Raw genomic sequence first — 16,997 nt, 5'->3', positions numbered from 1 at the left:
CTATTTAGCTAATAGTTTATCAAAAAATTCCAGGTGCTTCTTAACCGTCACTCGTGAACTAAAGCTTTCATCTAGGCGTTTCTTAGCTGCTTCACTCATTGTTGTGCACTTTGCCTTGTCTTGCGCTAGCTTATCCATAGCCTCCCCTAACGCCTTGGCGTCACCAGTCGGGACAATATAACCAGTCTCGCCATCTACAACGAGTTCAGGAGCGCCACCGGTAGTTGTCACTACTGAGGTTGTGCCATTCGCCATTGCTTCAACAATTGTACGCGGTAGTCCTTCTCCGCTGATCGATGGTTGAACTTGAAAGTCTGCCATACACATGATCGAAGGGATGTCAGTACGATGGCCAATGTAGTGAATTCGCTCACTCATAGGGCTCGCTTTCATCTCATCAAAATGAGGCTCGTAGCCGCTGCCCGCTAAGATCAAATGGAAGTTCGGTGCAGTAATGTATTTGGTCGCCTCAAGTAAAACAGAGATACCCTTACTTGGCCTTACGTGCGCTGCAGTAATCGCGACGACATCATCTTCATTCAAGCCAAACTCAGAGCGCTCAGTTGGTGGTACTTTATACCAATCCAATTCATGCCCTTTATAGATGGTAACAACGTTATCTTTGTTCTTCCAAACTCGTTTTACCACATCTTGTCGGACCGCGTCTGAAACACAGACGATGCCGTCTACACGAGGGTGAAGTTGAGTTAAATAAGCACTAGGGTCATGTCGATATAACCCGCCAGTAGTGCCTCGATAAACGACTAATTTAACGTTGAAACCAATACAGGCAAACGCCGCATTAGGTATCGTCTTTGAGTTAAAAGCATAGCAGATGTCGTAATCATGCGTTTTCAGCTCGTGGCGAATCTTTTTAATGGTATCAAAACAAATTTTACGCTTTGGATAACCATCAACGACTCGAATGCCGCACTCTTCTAACTTTGAGACATGCTCAGACTCGCCTTGGGTCATGATAGTGACTTGGTGACCTTGACGCGCAAGCTCTATAAAAATCGCGGATTCAGGGCGTAAACTATTCCATGCATGTAAGTAAGATGCACAAACTAAAATCTTCATCTCTCGGTTCCTATTTGGCTTGGTCGTTTGAACGGTCATCTGAACGGCTTTCAAGAATCCACAAACCAACGTATTTATTGAAATTCACTTGAGCGTAGGTCATCGCCATGATGAAGCCAACACTACCATCCATAAAGCCACGGCGAATGATATACACAAGGAAAAACGTCCACATGGCTCGTAGTAACGCCAAGAATAATCCATATGATTTCTTGCCTTTACGATGGTACTTTTGTGAGCCAAGCCAGGCGTACTGCGCTGCTTTATCTAGGCCGTGACCATAATCACGATGGGTGTAATGAAGAAGAAACCCCTTCAATACTCCTGTGGAGCCTTGCTCCGGAACGACTGTCTCGTGAACTTCGTCTAACGTATATCGAGAGCCTTCTCTCTTAAACAGTCTTAATACTGCGCGAGCACTGCGGCCATGTTTTAGAGTTGTGCCATAAAGAGTCACACCCCAAGGCAGTTTGTACGCAGTGTGTTTGATTTGCTCTTGTTTTAATAGTTCAACAAGAGCATTGCTCATCTCTTCATCTAGAGCTTCATCCGCATCGATGGACAGTACCCAATCACATGTCGCTTTATCTAGCGCTCGTTGCTTTTGTTTACCAAAGCCTGGCCAGTCTGTAATTGTCACGTTATCTGTATACTTTTGGCATATTTCAACGGTTGCGTCTGTTGAGCCACTGTCTAAAACAATCAGCTCATCAGCAATATCAACAACAGATTTAAGACAAGTTTCAATTCGGTCTTCTTCATTCTTGGTTATAACAATGACAGAAAGGGTATGTTTTCTCATTATTCAGCCCTAGAATTTCCAATAGTTTAATGATTTACGGATTTTAAAGTTACGAATCCAATTTTTTGGCTTTTTATCTTGCCAGCCACTTTCTAGCACATCAGTAATAGCACTCAGAACTCTCGCTGAGGATTGCCCATCTAAATATGGCGTTATTGACGGGCCGTAATGAGCGATAGCATTATCTCTAGCTTCATCAGCTAGCATTGCTTGCTTAATAGCTGATTCTAACTGTTCAGCCTGAGCAATATTGATAAAACTCGCTTGAGGGTCGCGATTATTTACCGTGACAACAGGCTTATTGAGCAACAAGAATTCCTGAAATATCGATGAGTTGTCACACACCATAACATCAGCACGATGTTGCATTTCAATCACTCGGTCATTATCGAAAAAGAGAAGGTTATCCCCTTCCAGTGCTTGATATTTCGTTCGTGTCTCTTGATTCATTTTCGGATGAAGAGTCACTAACCATTGCCACTGGCTCAGTTGACTGAGGCGCTTAAGCTCTTCATAAACCAGTTCAGCACACGATAAACTTGGCGAGAAAGTGGAAGCAAACAGAATTTGAGGTCTCTCATGACTCTTCTCATCAGCTTGATAACTAAACAAGCTATCTAGCTTCAGCCACCCGGTCTCTTTTACTTGAAAATAGCCGCGCTGCTTGGCTAACGGCTCAAGCGAACTTGTTCTTTCATGGCCTTCAGTGCAATACAAATCAAATAGACCACGCTCAGGGTATAAGTTCCCTCGTTTGCTCTCGTTCAAACCATGAAATACTTGCACCTTCAACCCTGGAATAAACGCTGGAACACGATCGCCGGGCACTAGAACAGCTGAAGGATTAAAGGCAACAGCTTCTGTCAAAGAGACGCTCTGCTCTTGATCCAGTAATAGATGTTCAGAAGCGTCTTCACCAACAAGCAACCACTTAACCTCATGACCGAGTTGCTTCGCGTAATCATAGAATGGGCGAAGAATAGCAAATGAATAATTTTGCTCGACGTAGAGCAAGAAACGATAGGTTTGATCGGTTTGCATAAGCGATGAGATAAAATTCACCATGTCCGTTTGAAAGCGCAACTAAGCATTTAATTATAACGCTCTTTACTTTCGAGATTGAAGAAAATACTCTTCTGAATATTGATTTTACCTTCTGGTGTCACTGTTCTTATGCTTATACGACTTATCTATACTCTCATATTGTCATTAGCTTCTCCGCTACTGCTGTATGGGCTTTATAAGAGCAAACCCGGAAAGCCAAGTTTTGGTCAACGTTGGAAAGAACATTTCGGCATCACGCCGCAAACTCAAGGTAAGAATCCTATCTGGATTCATGCTGTGTCGGTGGGTGAATCTATTGCCGCCGTACCGATCATCAAGCAATTAAAGCAGCGCAACCCAAACCAAACCATCATAGTTACCACTACAACCAGCACGGGTGCTGAGCAGATAGAAAAACTCGGTGATTTAGTTGAGCATCGATACATGCCGATTGATTTTTCTTGGTGTATTCGAGGTTTTTTGAAAACAGTTCAGCCTAAACAGATGCTAATCATGGAAACAGAATTATGGCCAAACACACTGCACTGCGTCGCTAAAGCTGGTATCCCCATTTCGGTACTCAACGCTCGCCTATCCGAACGCTCGTGCCAGCGTTATGCTAAATTCCAAGCCGTTTTTAACCTCTTAGCCAAAAGCCTCTCTCAAGTACTTTGCCAATACCCAAGCGATGCTGAGCGTTTTATACGATTAGGACTAGATAAAGCATCGGTGCATGTGACTGGGTCGATCAAGTTTGATATTGAAGTCTCAGCTGAACAAGTATCAAAAGGCAGAGCGTTACGTGAACAAATTGGCTTTGAACGCTGTGTATGGATAGCTGCAAGCACTCATCAAGGCGAAGATGAAATTATCTTAGACGCTCATAAACAGCTCCTTAAAGACAATCCTAATACCTTGCTGATGATTGTGCCTCGTCACCCAGAGAGATTTAACCAAGTGACGGAACTGGCTAAACAACACCAATTCAACACCATCACTCGAACGAGTCAGCAACCAATCACCTCTGATGTTGAAGTGTATATTGCGGATACGATGGGAGAAATGTTGGTATTACTCGGCGGATCTGATGTGTGCTTTATGGGAGGAAGCCTTGTGGGCGATAAGGTGGGTGGCCACAATCTTCTAGAGCCTGCGGCACTGCAGTTACCTCTACTCAATGGTCCTAGCTACTTTAACTTCAGCGAGATCACAGACAAACTGCTGGAAGCCAATGCCGTGGTTATTTGTCAAGATAGCTGTGACATTGCAAGCCAACTCAGAGAGCTGTTCACCCAACCTAAATTACGTAAAGATAAAGGCTTAGCGGCTTATCAAGTTGTTGAGCAGAACCGAGGAGCGTTGGATAAAACCTTGGAATACATTCTTAGCTAACAACTATTTGACCTAATTAGCCTTGATAGCCCTTTAACATCAGCTCCCAATCCGACTCTTGCCATTGAATCTGGCGCTTGTTCACTTCTTTTAAGAACGAGCGCTTTAAGCGATTCAAGTTGCCTTCTTTCCAGTCATCACCCGCTTGCTGACCACACTTATCAAAGTCAATAATCCACACGTTTTGTGAAGTATCAAGCAAGATATTATGAATGTTGAGATCGGTATGATTAACCCCAGCATCATGCATCTTGCGTACCTCTTGGCCAATTCGACGATAAACATCCGCATCTATCGGGCCATTGACCAAGACATCAACCAGATCTTTGGCATTGGGAATTCGTTCAGACATTAAGTCCGCTCGATAAAGTAGTCCGCTTTTAATGGCTCTAGCAGCAATGGGCTTCGGTACATTCACATCTGCGTTTGCCAATGCCTTGAGAACATTAAGCTCCATCGCACAGCGCGTGTTTTCCCAATCAGAGAAACGATATTGGTCTTCGACTAGCTTCCCAAACAACCCGCCACGGCGATAATGACGCAGTGCAGCCTGTATTCCATCAAGCTGAATGAACCATGTGGTACCGCGTCCTTGAGCACTGCCTGAAATGGCGTCTTGTTGCTGCCAATATTCAGCCTCAAAGATCTGAGCGATATCGCCCTCTGGTACCTGAGCCAGAAGTTCTGGGTCGTACCAAATTGTTTGGTTCTTAGTGCTAATCGTTTCCATCTATGAGGCCTTTGGGTCGCTTTTCGTCATTGCTATTTTACAACTAATGCGAGTATCTGCATAATTCTGATGTTATTCACTTTTTTCGGGCACTTTATGTCACTGTTCTCAACTGCACCTCAATCTCTTTGCATACTTCGACTCTCCGCGATTGGCGATGTTTGTCATGCTATTTCTGTGGTTCAAGCCATCCAGAAGCAGTGGCCTGAAACGAAAATCACTTGGATAACGGGCAAAATAGAAGCCATGCTGATCGGCGATCTACCCGGTATTGAGGTGATAGTTTTCGATAAGAAACAAGGCTTCAAAGGAATGCGTGAATTATGGCGTCAGCTATCTGATCGTAAATTTGATGCACTTCTGCATATGCAAGCCGCACTCAGAGCCAGCGTGCTATCTTGGGGGATAAAGGCGAAGTGCAAAGTGGGATTTGGCAAAAACCGTACTCGTGAAATGCAGTCACTCTTTACCAATCACCATCTACCTATTTCAGATAAGTTTCATGTATTGGATAACTTTGCCGAATTTGCTCGCTACATTGGTGTCCCCTTCGATAAGCCTCAATGGGATATCCCTTTAACACCTGAAGATGAACAACTAGCAATTAGCACCATGGCAGACAAGCCGACTTTGGTTATCTCCCCGGCAGCAAGCAAAGATTCACGCAATTGGTTAACTGAGCGATATGCAGCTATTGCTGATTATGCTGTCGAAAAAGGCATGCAAGTGGTGTTATGTGGTTCTCCGGCACCAAGAGAAGTTAACCTAGGTAGCGACATCGAAAAATTATGCCAGTCGCCAGTAACCAACTTGATTGGCAAAACGAACTTGAAGCAACTGACTGCCGTACTGAAACATGCAACGGTAGTATTGGCACCTGATACTGGCCCAGCCCACTTGGCAACCACGCAGTCAACGCCTGTAATCGGCTTGTACGCACACAGCGATCCTCGTAGAACAGGACCTTACAACGATCTCGATATCGTAGTGAGTGTTTATCAACTGCACGTAGAAGCACAACAAGGTAAACCAGTCGCAGACCTTCCATGGGGAACCCGTGCTAAAGGCGATGATTTAATGAAAGACATCACGCTCGACATGGTAAAGCAGACACTCGATAAAGCCTTAACTTCCATCAAAACACCAAGCAAGGACAGCTAATATGACCACACACGTTATCTACCCTGGTACTTTTGATCCTGTAACCAATGGCCACCTTGATATTATTGTTCGTGCCGCGAGTATGTTTGACCATATCACCGTTGGGGTAGCAGCGAGCCCAAGTAAAAAAACCATGTTTGAATTAGATGAACGAGTAGAGTTGTTACGTGATGCGGTGTCTCATTTACCTAACGTGTCTGTTGAAGGATTTTCGGGGCTACTGGTCGACTTCGCAAAGCAGCAGCAAGCAAACGTATTGGTGCGCGGTTTGAGAACAACAATGGATTTCGAGTACGAGTTTGGACTAACTAGCATGTATCGGAAGTTATTGCCGGGGCTTGAGAGTGTGTTTCTAACCCCTTCAGAGGAGTATGCATTTCTATCCTCAACCATTGTCCGTGAAGTCGCTATTCATGGCGGGGATATTAGTCAGTTTGTGCCACAAAAAGTAGCAGACGAGATAAAGCTGAAGACTGCCAAGTAATTATCTTTACCTACACCGAAAAAAATAGCGCTCAGTGAGCGCTATTTTTAATTCGAAACCATCAATTATTACAGCGAGTAGTAGGCTTTATACCAATCTGCGAAAGCTTTCGCGCCTTCTTGGATCTTAACTTGAGGCTTGTAGCCAACCGCTTCAAACAGATCGTCAGTATCAGCATAAGTCGCGTACACATCACCTGGTTGCATTGGCATGAAGTTCTTTTTCGCTTCAACACCTAAAGCACCTTCTAATGCTTCGATATAGTCCATTAATTTAACCGGGCTGCCATGACCGATGTTAAACACGCGATACGGAGCAGAACTGGTTGCTGGCGAGCCTTGCTCAACCGTCCAATCTGGTTGCTTGGCTGGAATACGATCTTGAACACGAATAATACCTTCAACAATATCATCGATATAAGTGAAATCACGCATCATGTCGCCGTTGTTATAAATGTCGATTTCTTTGCCCGCTACGATTAGATTCGCAAACTTGAACATCGCCATATCAGGGCGACTCCAAGGACCGTAAACCGTAAAGAAACGTAGACCGGTCGTCGGTACGTCATATAAATGAGAATAGGTATGCGCCATCAACTCATTCGACTTCTTGGTCGCGGCGTATAGTGAGATCGGGTGATCAACACTGTCTGCTGTATGGAATGGCATTTTTTGATTCAAGCCATAAACTGAGCTTGATGAAGCATAAACGAGGTGTTCAACCTTGTTATGACGACAACCTTCTAGAATAGCTAAGTGGCCAACCAGGTTGCTGTCAGCATACGCCATTGGATTATCAATTGAGTAACGAACGCCAGCTTGCGCTGCTAAATGAATCACACGGTCAAACTTTTGTTCAGCAAACAGATTCGCCATGCCTTCTCTATCAGCAAGATCCAGCTCGATAAAAGTCAGGTTTTCATGCTCGATACGTTTCAGACGGTCATGCTTTAAAGAGACTTCGTAGTAGTCATTTAAGTTATCAATCCCGATAACTTCATGTCCTGCCGCACATAGTCGCTCTGAAACCGCAGAGCCAATAAAGCCAGCAACGCCAGTTACTAAATATTTCATTCTACTATTCTCAATTCATATAATTATTGCAATTGTAGCTACTAGACCGCATATCTACTAGCTTAAAAAAGTGAACATAGGTTCAGTTTTTCTATACCTGACATTGAGAGCAAAAAAACGTATTCCTTTGTCCGATTTTTTGCTCTTCAAGTTTCTCACCACAACTCGGGCACTCTTCACCGGCTTTCCCATAAACTTGCAGTTCTTGAGCGAAGTATCCGGGCTTGCCATCAGCTTGGGCGAAGTCTTTGAGTGTGGTGCCGCCTTGTTTGATAGCGGTAGCGAGTACTTGTTTGATCTCTTTGGTTAATAAGACCCACTCTTCTTTTGTCACTTTGCTCGCAAGGCGTAAAGGATGAATTCGTGAAGAAAATAGCGCTTCATTGGCGTAGATATTTCCCACACCGACCACTACTTTGTTGTCCATGATGAACTGTTTGACGGCAACTTTACGTTTTTCTGCTTTCTCTGCAATGTAATCTGCGTTGAAGTCGTCAGTTAGTGGTTCAGGGCCAGAACCAAGTAACACAGAATGGACTTCATTAGGTGCAGACCACAGCCAAGCGCCAAAGCGACGCGGATCGTTGTAACGCAATATCTTGCCATTGGTTAGCTTAAGATCCACGTGATCGTGCTTTGCTGGCGGGAAGTCGGCATCTAAAACGCGCAGTGAGCCAGACATACCAAGGTGAACAATCGCTGTGCCTGTATCGGTTTCAATCAATAGATACTTAGCTCGGCGTGAGATAGAGCGAATCACCCGTCCTTCTAATCGCTTAAGTTCTTGAGGAATATCCCAGCGCAGCTTAGGTGTTCGAAAAGTCAGGGATTTAATCTTCTCACCGACTAAATGAGGCGAGATCCCCATGCGGCTTACTTCAACTTCGGGTAATTCAGGCATAGTTAGTCGTCCGATTTAGGTAGTTTGTCTGATATAGATAGCTTGTCTGCTTTAAAGAGATGGTCTGATTTAAATGAATCTTCTGAGCCAAAGCTTGGAAACAAGTAGCTCTCTTCAATAGACACCGCCAACCACTGATCATTCCAGTTTTTTAGCAACCAAAACTCAGGCAGTTGATAATAAGTAATACGCTGTGGCTCTTCTTGGTCTTGATACCAAACTTCAATGGTGTGTGGCGTATTAAGCTGGGGAGTAAGGTCGGTATAGGTTTGTGAGTCGACTTCCGTGCCTACTAGCTGTTGCCAGCGTTGCGATAACTCTTGGGCACTCACACTTTGCTCTGAGACAGACTCTTTCATTTGATAAACCCAATGACCGTCTTCTTGCACTACCGACCACTTAGCAAAGTGTAAAGCTTGAAGCTCTGCTGTTGGGTTTAAAAGGTAAGGATAAGGGCTGCTCGCCTGAAGTTCAGGCTCAGGTTCGATAAGGTACGTTTTGATCAATGTTGGCAGGTTTAGCACCCCAATAAAAGCGATCACACTTAACATGAGTATGTTGTTCCATCGACGTCCACGATATCTCATCTGATTCTGCTCATCTAACCTATTGAGTGTTCAGTATATCGTGAAAATGGCGACACATTCTATGCTGAGCAATTTTCTATCACATAAGCTCATCGGCAAGTGTAACGTCTGCACGGTAGGTGCAAAATTGAGCCAATAATGCTTACCCTCATCAAAAACACTGAGTCTTCTCGAAAAAGCTAAAGCTTCTCAAAAACCGTAGGCTTATCAAAATACTGGGGCTTCCCAAATTTTGGGCATAAAAAAACCCAGCTATAAGCTGGGTTTTTAATTTATTCTTCTATAAAAGAAGAGACAAAGGGGCTATCAATTACTTGATTTTAGCTTCTTTGTACATAACGTGCTGGCGAACTACTGGATCAAACTTTTTGATCTCAAATTTGCCTGGCATGTTACGCTTGTTCTTGTCAGTTGTGTAGAAGTGACCAGTTCCAGCAGAAGATACTAGACGGATTTTCTCACGAATGCCTTTAGCCATTGCTTAATTCCTCTTAAACGTTTTCGCCACGTGCACGGATATCAACAAGAACAGCATCGATGCCTTTCTTATCAATAATACGCATGCCTTTAGCAGTTAGACGTAGTTTAACAAAACGTTTTTCGCTCTCTACCCAGAAACGGTGAGTTTGTAGGTTCGGCAGAAAACGACGCTTGGTAGCATTGCGTGCGTGTGAACGGTTATTACCCGTTACTGGACGCTTACCAGTTACTTGACATACTCGGGACATGAATGTCTCTCCAAATCGTTTCAGCTCGATATCAACCTTGGTGGCCGAACCTCTCTATCAATTCTGAAAATAGAGGTAAAAACCATAATGGAAAATCCATTCAAGGCTATCAAAGGTCGCGTATTATACTAACTTGACATGCATTGCTCAAGACCCGAACAGATCCTTTTTAAGGATTTCGTGATCTTTTTTTGAACAGGGCAGCTATTTGAGTAATCAGAGCTGATTTAAGGTTCTAAAATGTGGGCGGAATGATAGCAGATTTAACGCAACTAACAACCTAAAATGTGATTCAAATCCATCCACGCTCTGCAAAAGAGATAACTTCGCCATCTCCAACGACAAAATGGTCGAGAATTCGGATGTCTACTAGCGCCAATGCATCGGTTAATCTACGTGTAATTCGCCTATCTGCTTGGCTTGGCTCTGCGACACCAGAAGGATGGTTGTGCGCTAGGATTAATGCGGCTGCATTATGATGGAGTGCCCGTTTAACCACTTCTCTCGGGTATACCGATGCTGCATCGATGGTTCCTTCAAACATAACTTCATCCTTTATTACCCTATTTTGATTATCTAGGAACAATATATAGAAAGCTTCTCGTTGGCGGTCGCGCAACATACTCGATAGATAAAGTTTGGTATGGCTAGGGCTAGTGAGTGCATCACCTCGAGATAAAGTTTCGGCCAAATAACGCTGCGTCATCTCTAAAACTGCCTGTAATTGGACATATTTGGCCTGTCCCATCCCTTTATGAGCACAAAACTCAGTCTCGGTTGCTGAAAAAAGATGACGAAGCGAGCCAAAATCTTTGATCAACTTGTCAGATAACTCTAAAACATTCATTCCTTGTGTGCCCGTTCGAAGAAATATCGCTAACAACTCCGCATCACTTAAAGAATCAGGCCCTCGACTCAGTAGTTTTTCTCTTGGCATCGACTCAACAGGCATCTTACTTATAGGCATATAAAGGCTATTTAAGGTCATGAATACGACCCGTCAGCTTAATGAGCTTGCCACCAGAGATCCTTTGATAAAGAGAAAAGGAAACGAGTCGCTAGCAAAAACGTGTAATTGATAGGTTTGATAACACCAATTTGATGAGCATCAAGTCTGTTCGAATTCTGCTTCTAGGCACTAATCCTTTGTTCTGATATCGTAAGTCCCAGAGAAATTAAGGAACAGAATCATGCAAACATTGGTTAATCAACTGGATAACGCTGACCAACAAGGCCTAGCTGGAAAAAAAATCCTCCTTGGCATTAGTGGTGGTATTGCTGCGTATAAATGCGCCGAACTGACTCGACGCTTAATTGAACGTGGGGCGCAGGTACAAGTCGTGATGACGAATGCAGCCAAGGAGTTCATCACTCCTCTCACCATGCAAGCCGTCTCTGGAAGGCCAGTGTCTGATAGTTTGCTTGATCCTGCTGCTGAAGCTTCCATGGGGCACATCGAACTGGCGAAATGGGCTGACCTAGTCTTATTAGCACCCGCAACCGCTGATCTTATTGCGCGCATGACCGCTGGCATGGGTAACGACCTACTGACCACTTTGGTTTTAGCAACCGATGCGCCAGTTGCGGTATCCCCAGCAATGAACCAACAAATGTACAGCCACCCGGCTACTCAAGAGAACATCGCCACACTAAAACGTCGTGGCTGTGAGATCTGGGGACCTGCGGCTGGCGAACAGGCCTGTGGTGATGTCGGTATGGGTCGAATGCTAGAGCCAATGCAGCTTGTGCATCGTTGTGAAGACTTCTTCCAACCTAAGCCGCTTGCTGGCCGCTCTGTGTTAATCACTGCTGGCCCGACTCGTGAAGCGATTGACCCTGTGCGTTACATTACCAACCACAGCTCGGGCAAGATGGGCTATGCACTGGCTGAAGCAGCCGCTAAACAAGGCGCAACAGTCACTCTAGTCAGCGGCCCTGTATCACTCGCGACACCAAACCAAGTGACTCGTATTGATGTCGACAGCGCTCAACAGATGTTTGATGCGGTTACAGCAAGCGCTTCTCAACACGATATTTTCATCAGCTGCGCCGCAGTTGCCGATTATCGCCCTGAGACCATTGCAGACCAAAAGCTTAAAAAAGTGGATGGTAAAGACGACATGACCATTCAAATGGTTAAGAACCCAGACATTGTCGCTTCTGTAGCCTCAATGACCGAAGGTCGTCCATTTACTGTAGGCTTCGCAGCGGAAACTCAAGATGTTGAGAAATATGCTCGCGGCAAACTGGAAAGAAAGAACCTCGACATGATTTGCGCCAATGACGTTTCTGTCGAAGGCCAAGGCTTCAATAGCAGTAGCAATGAATTGCACCTTTATTGGAAAGGCGGTGATAAATCTTTGCCACTGGATAGCAAAGATACCCTTGGTTTTCAGATCCTCGATCAGATCCAACAACTTATTGTCGAATAAATACACGATTTCGCTCTGACAATGTGCTGACACCTCTCGATTCTGTTGACCTAGGTCTTACAAAACTAGGAACAGAATTGAATGGTGTTTATAATCCTGCTTCACTCAATCCTCATCTTTAGGAAAGGAAGTAAATAGATGGCTGGTACTCGAAAATCAAACCGTCGTGAAGAAATCCTGCAAGCGCTGGCACAAATGTTGGAATCGACCGAAGGTGCTTCTCGTATCACAACGGTAAAGTTGGCCAAGCAAGTCGGCGTATCTGAAGCGGCGCTCTACCGCCACTTCCCAAGTAAAGCACGCATGTTCGAAGGCCTAATCGAGTTCATTGAAGAAGCGCTGATGTCTCGAATCAACCGCATTCTAGATGAAGAGAAAGACACACTTGAGCGTATCCGCTTAGTCATGCAGCTTATCTTGGTCTTTTCTGAGCGTAACCCTGGATTGACTCGTATTTTATCGGGTCATGCTCTAATGTTTGAAAATGAGCGCCTGCGTGAACGAATCAATCAGCTTTTTGAACGTATTGAAACTCAGCTTCGCCAAATCCTGCGTGAAAGAAAACTTCGTGAAGGGAAATCGTTCCCGGTTGATGAGAAGATCTTAGCGGCTCAACTGCTCGGCCAGGTTGAAGGCAGTCTAAATCGATTTGTTCGCTCTGATTTCAAATATCAACCAACCGAAAATTTTGATGCTTACTGGGCACTGCTGAGCGCTCAAATTAAGTAAACCCAACCTTAAGTGATGGTTATGACGACGAAAACTTCTCCGGAAAACAGCACCGCACAACACGTTCTTACTAAGCCACCTTTCACCTTGGCTTTGCTCCACCCTAAACATTGGGGAGTTTGGTTCGGTTTTGGGTTGCTTGCGTTTCTCGTTAACGTTCTGCCTTACCGTGTATTACTGCTGTTAGGCCGTTCATTAGGCTCTCTTGGCGCTCGTTATGGCAAAAAGCGTGTCGCTGTGGCAACACGTAACTTGGAACTTGCCTTCCCAGATAAGCCTGCAGACGAAGTCGCGGCTATGGTCAGTGAAAACTTTAAAAATACTGGTATGGCACTGATCGAAACCGGTATTACCTGGTTTTGGCCGACGTGGCGCTTCAAAAGAATCCTAGTGGATAAAGACACCCAAACGTTGCGTACACACAAAGCCAACGGTAAAGGCGTTCTTCTATGTTGTGTGCATGCCTTGAACCTAGAGATCACCGCACGAGCAATGGCGGTACTTGGTATTTCAGGTTTAGGTGTTTATCGCCCGCACAACAACCCAGCTTATGAATTCATTCAATACCGTGGCCGTACTCAAAATGGCAATCGCCTGATTCACCGTAAAGACGTGAAGCGTATGATTCGAATCCTGCGTCAGGGTGAGATCCTTTTCTACCTACCGGATCATGATTACGGTCGTAACAAGTCTGTGTTTGTGCCTTTCTTCGCAGTAGAAGATGCATGTACCACAACAGGCACCAGTATTCTGGCTTACACTAGCCGATGTGCACTTGTTCCGGGTTCAGGCTTTAGAAATGCCGATGGTAAGTATGAGATCATGGCTGATGAGTCAATTGAAGAAAACTATCCGCAGAAAGATGAGAAAGCGGCCGCGGCCTACATGAACAGCTACCTTGAGAAGATCATCTTACGAGCGCCAGAGCAATGGATGTGGCTGCACAAACGCTTCAAAACCATGGAAGATCCAGAAGTTGAACGCGGCATTCGTTATAAATAGATTAGCCGTTACAAATAGAGCGCCTATCTTCTGATAAGAAAGCAGCTCAGTCCCATAAGATTTAAGTAAAAAAGGCCCGAAAGAGTTTTATCTTTCGGGCCTTTCTGTTTTTGAAATTCTAAACCTAGGGATCTAAACCATCAGGTTCAGAACTTCAGGCATTAGATACCATATTGAGCGCGGTACGCTTTTACAGATTCTAGGTGTGCTGCGTCTGTACCTTTCTCTTCAAGGAAAGTCACCAAATCAGTCAGGCTAACGATTGAGATGATTGCACAACCAAAGTCACGCTCAACTTCTTGAATCGCAGACAACTCGCCTTTGCCCTTCTCTTGACGGTCAATCGCAACCAGCACACCCGCTAAGTCAGCGCCGTTTGCTTGGATGATTTCCATCGACTCACGAATCGCAGTACCTGCAGTGATCACGTCATCCACTAACATGATACGACCTTCAAGTTCGCTACCCACTAGGTTGCCACCTTCACCGTGGTTTTTCGCTTCTTTACGGTTGAAACAGTATGGCGTGTCCACATCATGGTGATCCGCTAGTGCAACCGCTGTTGTTGTCGCGATTGGGATACCTTTGTACGCAGGGCCAAATAGTACATCGAACTCAATACCCGAATCAGCCAATGCTGCTGCGTAGAAGCGACCTAAACGCGCTAAGTCACGACCTGTATTAAACAATCCAGCATTGAAGAAGTAAGGGCTCTTACGGCCAGACTTTAAAGTAAACTCACCAAACTTAAGTACTTCTTTCTCTAGTGCAAATTCAATAAATTCACGTTGATATGCTTTCATGTTTTTCCTCTACGTTTATTCAATAAAACTTAACTTACGCTCTGCACTACCCTTTCGAGTTTTACAGACAAAAAAATAGCCCCCAAATTGGGAGCTATCTAGAAACTAATCGGCCAACACAGCTTTCTGCGCTTCGACGATATCGGTAATGCCCTTATTCGCCAGGGCTAAAAGCTGCATCAGCTCTTCGTGGCTGAACGGTTCGCCTTCTGCGGTGCCTTGAATCTCAATCATCTTACCGTCTTCCGTCATTACAACGTTCATATCGGTATCGGCTGCTGAGTCTTCAACGTACTCGAGATCACACAGTGCTTGTGCACCAACGATGCCCACTGAAACTGCCGCTACGTGGCCTTTCATTGGGTTCTTTTTCAGTTTGCCGCTTGCAAGTAAGCTGTTGATAGCATCAGCCATTGCTACGCTTGCACCTGAGATAGAAGCAGTACGTGTACCGCCGTCTGCTTGGATAACATCACAATCGACAGTGATCATGATTTCACCCATTACTTTCAGGTCAACAACAGCACGTAGGCTACGTGCGATCAGACGTTGGATTTCCATCGTACGACCGCCTTGCTTACCGCTCGCCGCTTCACGACGGTTACGAGTGTGCGTTGCACGTGGAAGCATGCCGTATTCAGCCGTTACCCAACCCTTCCCTTGGCCTTTTAACCAACGCGGTACGTTTTCTTCTACCGTCGCATTACATAGAACTTTAGTGTTGCCGAACTCAACTAATACAGAACCTTCAGCATAAGCTGTGTAGTTACGAGTAATTTTAATTGGACGAATTTGATCTACAGCGCGGTCATTTGGACGCATTGGTATCTACCTTATTAACAGTCTGAAGTGATTTACTATCGAAAGAGTGCATCACCTAAGAAAGGGGTGAGACAGTTTTGATTGGGGCAAGATTATATAGCAGTTTATCTTTCAAATCTATTTACCGTTCAAAGCTATTTATCATGAAAGGCTATTTATAGTGAAAAGCGACAAGCTTCGAGAGCACACCATATCGTGATACTATGCGTGCGCGTTATTTTCAGAATGATAAAAGACAGGAAAATTCGATGATTTATAGTATGACCGCGTACGCACGCAAAGAAGTAAAAGGCGATTGGGGTACAGCAGTATGGGAAATCCGTAGTGTAAACCAACGCTACCTAGAAACTTACTTCCGTATGCCTGAGCAGTTCCGTGGTTTAGAGCCAATCCTACGTGAGCGTTTCCGTAAGCGTCTAGCTCGCGGCAAGGTTGAATGTAACCTGCGCTTCGAAGCAAACCCAGCAGCGAAAGGCGAGCTAAGCATTAACGAAGGCTTGGCTCAGCAAGTGATCAATGCTGCTAACCAAGTAATGACCATGACCGGTGAAGACAGCCGTCTGAACCCATTCCAAGTTATGAACTGGCCTGGTGTGATGGAAACTCCAGAGCAAGATATGGATGCCATCAACAAAGATTTACTTGAAGCATTCAACGATGCAATCGCAGAGTTCATTGACGCTCGTGCTCGTGAAGGCGAAAACATGAAAGCACTCATCGTTCAACGTTTAGATGCGATCACTGAAGAAGTAGTTAAAGTTCGTGCACGCATGCCTGAGATCCTAGAATGGCAACGTGAGCGTCTTCTTACCAAATTTGAAGATGCGAAAATTGAACTTGAAGGTTCTCGTGTTGAGCAAGAGCTTATCCTACTGGCTCAGAAGTCAGACGTAGCAGAAGAACTAGACCGCCTAGACTCTCACGTGAAAGAAGCGAATGTAGTATTGAAGAAAGGTGGCGCTTGTGGCCGTAAGCTTGACTTCATGATGCAAGAGTTCAACCGTGAATCAAACACGCTAGCATCTAAGTCTATCAGTACAGACATCACAGCATCGGGCGTAGAGCTTAAAGTTCTTATCGAACAGATGCGTGAGCAAATTCAGAACATTGAATAACAGTTTGTCAGTAACACGCTGACTAGCCATTAGCTGAATCAGTGTTGATTAACTAACAGTGTTGATTAGATCAAGATAAGCTCCTAGTTTTAGGGGCTTTTTTTATGAATAC

19 protein-coding genes are annotated in these 16,997 nt (G+C 44.7%); 7 read left to right on the top strand and 12 right to left on the bottom strand.

Going from position 1 to position 16,997, the window contains the following annotated elements:
* Genes AC3CKG_RS00800 through AC3CKG_RS00790 form a run of 3 tightly spaced genes read right to left on the bottom strand, consistent with a single transcriptional unit; the run spans window position 1 to window position 2,923 of the window.
* Complete coding sequence (locus tag AC3CKG_RS00800) at window positions 1–1,080, bottom strand: glycosyltransferase family 4 protein (RefSeq protein ID WP_488528654.1); 1,080 nt, start codon at window positions 1,078–1,080, stop codon at window positions 1–3.
* 10 nt (window positions 1,081–1,090) lie between these two features.
* Window positions 1,091–1,882: a glycosyltransferase family 2 protein gene (locus AC3CKG_RS00795; RefSeq protein ID WP_488528653.1), complete on the bottom strand. Its 792-nt coding sequence runs from the start codon at window positions 1,880–1,882 to the stop codon at window positions 1,091–1,093.
* A gap of 9 nt (window positions 1,883–1,891) precedes the next feature.
* Window positions 1,892–2,923, bottom strand: coding sequence for a CDP-glycerol glycerophosphotransferase family protein (locus AC3CKG_RS00790; protein WP_488529214.1), 1,032 nt, complete (start codon window positions 2,921–2,923; stop codon window positions 1,892–1,894).
* Window positions 2,924–3,055: 132 nt separating this feature from the next.
* On the opposite strand from AC3CKG_RS00790, the gene waaA reads away from it, so the two are divergent.
* Window positions 3,056–4,318, top strand: coding sequence for a lipid IV(A) 3-deoxy-D-manno-octulosonic acid transferase (waaA, locus tag AC3CKG_RS00785; RefSeq protein ID WP_488528652.1), 1,263 nt, complete (start codon window positions 3,056–3,058; stop codon window positions 4,316–4,318).
* A gap of 16 nt (window positions 4,319–4,334) precedes the next feature.
* Here waaA and AC3CKG_RS00780 read toward each other — a convergent pair whose 3' ends face one another.
* Window positions 4,335–5,048: a 3-deoxy-D-manno-octulosonic acid kinase gene (locus AC3CKG_RS00780; RefSeq protein WP_488528651.1), complete on the bottom strand. Its 714-nt coding sequence runs from the start codon at window positions 5,046–5,048 to the stop codon at window positions 4,335–4,337.
* A 96-nt stretch (window positions 5,049–5,144) separates the two neighbouring features.
* On the opposite strand from AC3CKG_RS00780, the gene AC3CKG_RS00775 reads away from it, so the two are divergent.
* Together AC3CKG_RS00775 and coaD are read left to right on the top strand one after the other, a co-directional pair.
* A complete protein-coding gene (locus AC3CKG_RS00775) occupies window positions 5,145–6,209 on the top strand; it encodes a glycosyltransferase family 9 protein (RefSeq protein WP_488528650.1) in 1,065 nt (354 codons plus the stop codon).
* Between the two features lies 1 nt (window position 6,210).
* Window positions 6,211–6,693: a pantetheine-phosphate adenylyltransferase gene (coaD, locus tag AC3CKG_RS00770; RefSeq protein WP_102269828.1), complete on the top strand. Its 483-nt coding sequence runs from the start codon at window positions 6,211–6,213 to the stop codon at window positions 6,691–6,693.
* 68 nt (window positions 6,694–6,761) lie between these two features.
* Here coaD and AC3CKG_RS00765 read toward each other — a convergent pair whose 3' ends face one another.
* The 6 genes from AC3CKG_RS00765 to radC all read right to left on the bottom strand — a co-directional run bounded on the left by AC3CKG_RS00765 (window position 6,762) and on the right by radC (window position 10,949).
* Complete coding sequence (locus tag AC3CKG_RS00765) at window positions 6,762–7,766, bottom strand: NAD-dependent epimerase (RefSeq protein ID WP_488528649.1); 1,005 nt, start codon at window positions 7,764–7,766, stop codon at window positions 6,762–6,764.
* 91 nt (window positions 7,767–7,857) lie between these two features.
* Window positions 7,858–8,667, bottom strand: a complete 810-nt coding sequence (mutM, locus tag AC3CKG_RS00760) for a bifunctional DNA-formamidopyrimidine glycosylase/DNA-(apurinic or apyrimidinic site) lyase (RefSeq protein WP_488528648.1) — start codon at window positions 8,665–8,667, stop codon at window positions 7,858–7,860.
* A gap of 2 nt (window positions 8,668–8,669) precedes the next feature.
* Window positions 8,670–9,218, bottom strand: coding sequence for a hypothetical protein (locus AC3CKG_RS00755; RefSeq protein WP_488528647.1), 549 nt, complete (start codon window positions 9,216–9,218; stop codon window positions 8,670–8,672).
* 346 nt (window positions 9,219–9,564) lie between these two features.
* A complete protein-coding gene (gene rpmG, locus AC3CKG_RS00750) occupies window positions 9,565–9,732 on the bottom strand; it encodes a 50S ribosomal protein L33 (RefSeq protein ID WP_002535344.1) in 168 nt (55 codons plus the stop codon).
* 13 nt (window positions 9,733–9,745) lie between these two features.
* Window positions 9,746–9,982 carry a 50S ribosomal protein L28 gene (gene rpmB, locus AC3CKG_RS00745; protein ID WP_004728407.1) on the bottom strand — a complete coding sequence of 79 codons (237 nt, stop codon included), beginning with the start codon at window positions 9,980–9,982 and terminating at the stop codon, window positions 9,746–9,748.
* Window positions 9,983–10,274: 292 nt separating this feature from the next.
* Complete coding sequence (radC, locus tag AC3CKG_RS00740) at window positions 10,275–10,949, bottom strand: RadC family protein (protein WP_065106138.1); 675 nt, start codon at window positions 10,947–10,949, stop codon at window positions 10,275–10,277.
* Window positions 10,950–11,172: 223 nt separating this feature from the next.
* Here radC and coaBC point away from each other — a divergent pair, with 223 nt between their 5' ends.
* From coaBC to lpxL, 3 genes are all read left to right on the top strand, one after another.
* On the top strand, window positions 11,173–12,414 hold the full coding sequence (gene coaBC / locus AC3CKG_RS00735; protein WP_488528646.1) for a bifunctional phosphopantothenoylcysteine decarboxylase/phosphopantothenate--cysteine ligase CoaBC: 1,242 nt from the start codon (window positions 11,173–11,175) through the stop codon (window positions 12,412–12,414).
* Between the two features lie 138 nt (window positions 12,415–12,552).
* Window positions 12,553–13,143, top strand: a complete 591-nt coding sequence (gene slmA, locus AC3CKG_RS00730; RefSeq protein ID WP_016768952.1) for a nucleoid occlusion factor SlmA — start codon at window positions 12,553–12,555, stop codon at window positions 13,141–13,143.
* Between the two features lie 21 nt (window positions 13,144–13,164).
* On the top strand, window positions 13,165–14,145 hold the full coding sequence (gene lpxL / locus AC3CKG_RS00725) for an LpxL/LpxP family Kdo(2)-lipid IV(A) lauroyl/palmitoleoyl acyltransferase (RefSeq protein ID WP_029223319.1): 981 nt from the start codon (window positions 13,165–13,167) through the stop codon (window positions 14,143–14,145).
* A 161-nt stretch (window positions 14,146–14,306) separates the two neighbouring features.
* Here the strand turns inward: lpxL and pyrE are convergent, their stop codons facing one another.
* Window positions 14,307–14,948, bottom strand: a complete 642-nt coding sequence (gene pyrE, locus AC3CKG_RS00720) for an orotate phosphoribosyltransferase (RefSeq protein WP_004735727.1) — start codon at window positions 14,946–14,948, stop codon at window positions 14,307–14,309.
* Window positions 14,949–15,053: 105 nt separating this feature from the next.
* Window positions 15,054–15,770 carry a ribonuclease PH gene (rph, locus tag AC3CKG_RS00715; RefSeq protein ID WP_102516507.1) on the bottom strand — a complete coding sequence of 239 codons (717 nt, stop codon included), beginning with the start codon at window positions 15,768–15,770 and terminating at the stop codon, window positions 15,054–15,056.
* Between the two features lie 248 nt (window positions 15,771–16,018).
* Between rph and AC3CKG_RS00710 the strand changes: the two genes are divergently transcribed.
* Window positions 16,019–16,885 (top strand): YicC/YloC family endoribonuclease, encoded by an 867-nt coding sequence (locus tag AC3CKG_RS00710; RefSeq protein ID WP_004735725.1) that lies wholly within the window; start codon window positions 16,019–16,021, stop codon window positions 16,883–16,885.
* Window positions 16,886–16,997: the final 112 nt, after the last annotated feature.

Source organism: Vibrio sp. QJM3NY_15, from assembly GCF_057785995.1.
Note: the sequence above shows the minus strand (reverse complement) of the source record. Positions and strands in the feature narration are given on the sequence as shown.

What these genes read in the sequence shown, in the direction of transcription:
- lpxL (WP_029223319.1), top strand. Translation starts at nt 13,165, where the DNA reads ATGACGACGAAAACTTCTCCGGAAAACAGCACCGCACAACACGTTCTT.
- radC (WP_065106138.1), bottom strand. Translation starts at nt 10,949, where the DNA reads ATGCCTATAAGTAAGATGCCTGTTGAGTCGATGCCAAGAGAAAAACTA.
- pyrE (WP_004735727.1), bottom strand. Translation starts at nt 14,948, where the DNA reads ATGAAAGCATATCAACGTGAATTTATTGAATTTGCACTAGAGAAAGAA.
- AC3CKG_RS00755 (WP_488528647.1), bottom strand. Translation starts at nt 9,218, where the DNA reads ATGTTAAGTGTGATCGCTTTTATTGGGGTGCTAAACCTGCCAACATTG.
- rpmG (WP_002535344.1), bottom strand. Translation starts at nt 9,732, where the DNA reads ATGGCTAAAGGCATTCGTGAGAAAATCCGTCTAGTATCTTCTGCTGGA.
- rpmB (WP_004728407.1), bottom strand. Translation starts at nt 9,982, where the DNA reads ATGTCCCGAGTATGTCAAGTAACTGGTAAGCGTCCAGTAACGGGTAAT.
- AC3CKG_RS00795 (WP_488528653.1), bottom strand. Translation starts at nt 1,882, where the DNA reads ATGAGAAAACATACCCTTTCTGTCATTGTTATAACCAAGAATGAAGAA.
- AC3CKG_RS00775 (WP_488528650.1), top strand. Translation starts at nt 5,145, where the DNA reads ATGTCACTGTTCTCAACTGCACCTCAATCTCTTTGCATACTTCGACTC.
- mutM (WP_488528648.1), bottom strand. Translation starts at nt 8,667, where the DNA reads ATGCCTGAATTACCCGAAGTTGAAGTAAGCCGCATGGGGATCTCGCCT.
- coaBC (WP_488528646.1), top strand. Translation starts at nt 11,173, where the DNA reads ATGCAAACATTGGTTAATCAACTGGATAACGCTGACCAACAAGGCCTA.
- AC3CKG_RS00790 (WP_488529214.1), bottom strand. Translation starts at nt 2,923, where the DNA reads ATGCAAACCGATCAAACCTATCGTTTCTTGCTCTACGTCGAGCAAAAT.
- slmA (WP_016768952.1), top strand. Translation starts at nt 12,553, where the DNA reads ATGGCTGGTACTCGAAAATCAAACCGTCGTGAAGAAATCCTGCAAGCG.
- coaD (WP_102269828.1), top strand. Translation starts at nt 6,211, where the DNA reads ATGACCACACACGTTATCTACCCTGGTACTTTTGATCCTGTAACCAAT.
- AC3CKG_RS00780 (WP_488528651.1), bottom strand. Translation starts at nt 5,048, where the DNA reads ATGGAAACGATTAGCACTAAGAACCAAACAATTTGGTACGACCCAGAA.
- AC3CKG_RS00710 (WP_004735725.1), top strand. Translation starts at nt 16,019, where the DNA reads ATGATTTATAGTATGACCGCGTACGCACGCAAAGAAGTAAAAGGCGAT.
- waaA (WP_488528652.1), top strand. Translation starts at nt 3,056, where the DNA reads ATGCTTATACGACTTATCTATACTCTCATATTGTCATTAGCTTCTCCG.
- rph (WP_102516507.1), bottom strand. Translation starts at nt 15,770, where the DNA reads ATGCGTCCAAATGACCGCGCTGTAGATCAAATTCGTCCAATTAAAATT.
- AC3CKG_RS00800 (WP_488528654.1), bottom strand. Translation starts at nt 1,080, where the DNA reads ATGAAGATTTTAGTTTGTGCATCTTACTTACATGCATGGAATAGTTTA.
- AC3CKG_RS00765 (WP_488528649.1), bottom strand. Translation starts at nt 7,766, where the DNA reads ATGAAATATTTAGTAACTGGCGTTGCTGGCTTTATTGGCTCTGCGGTT.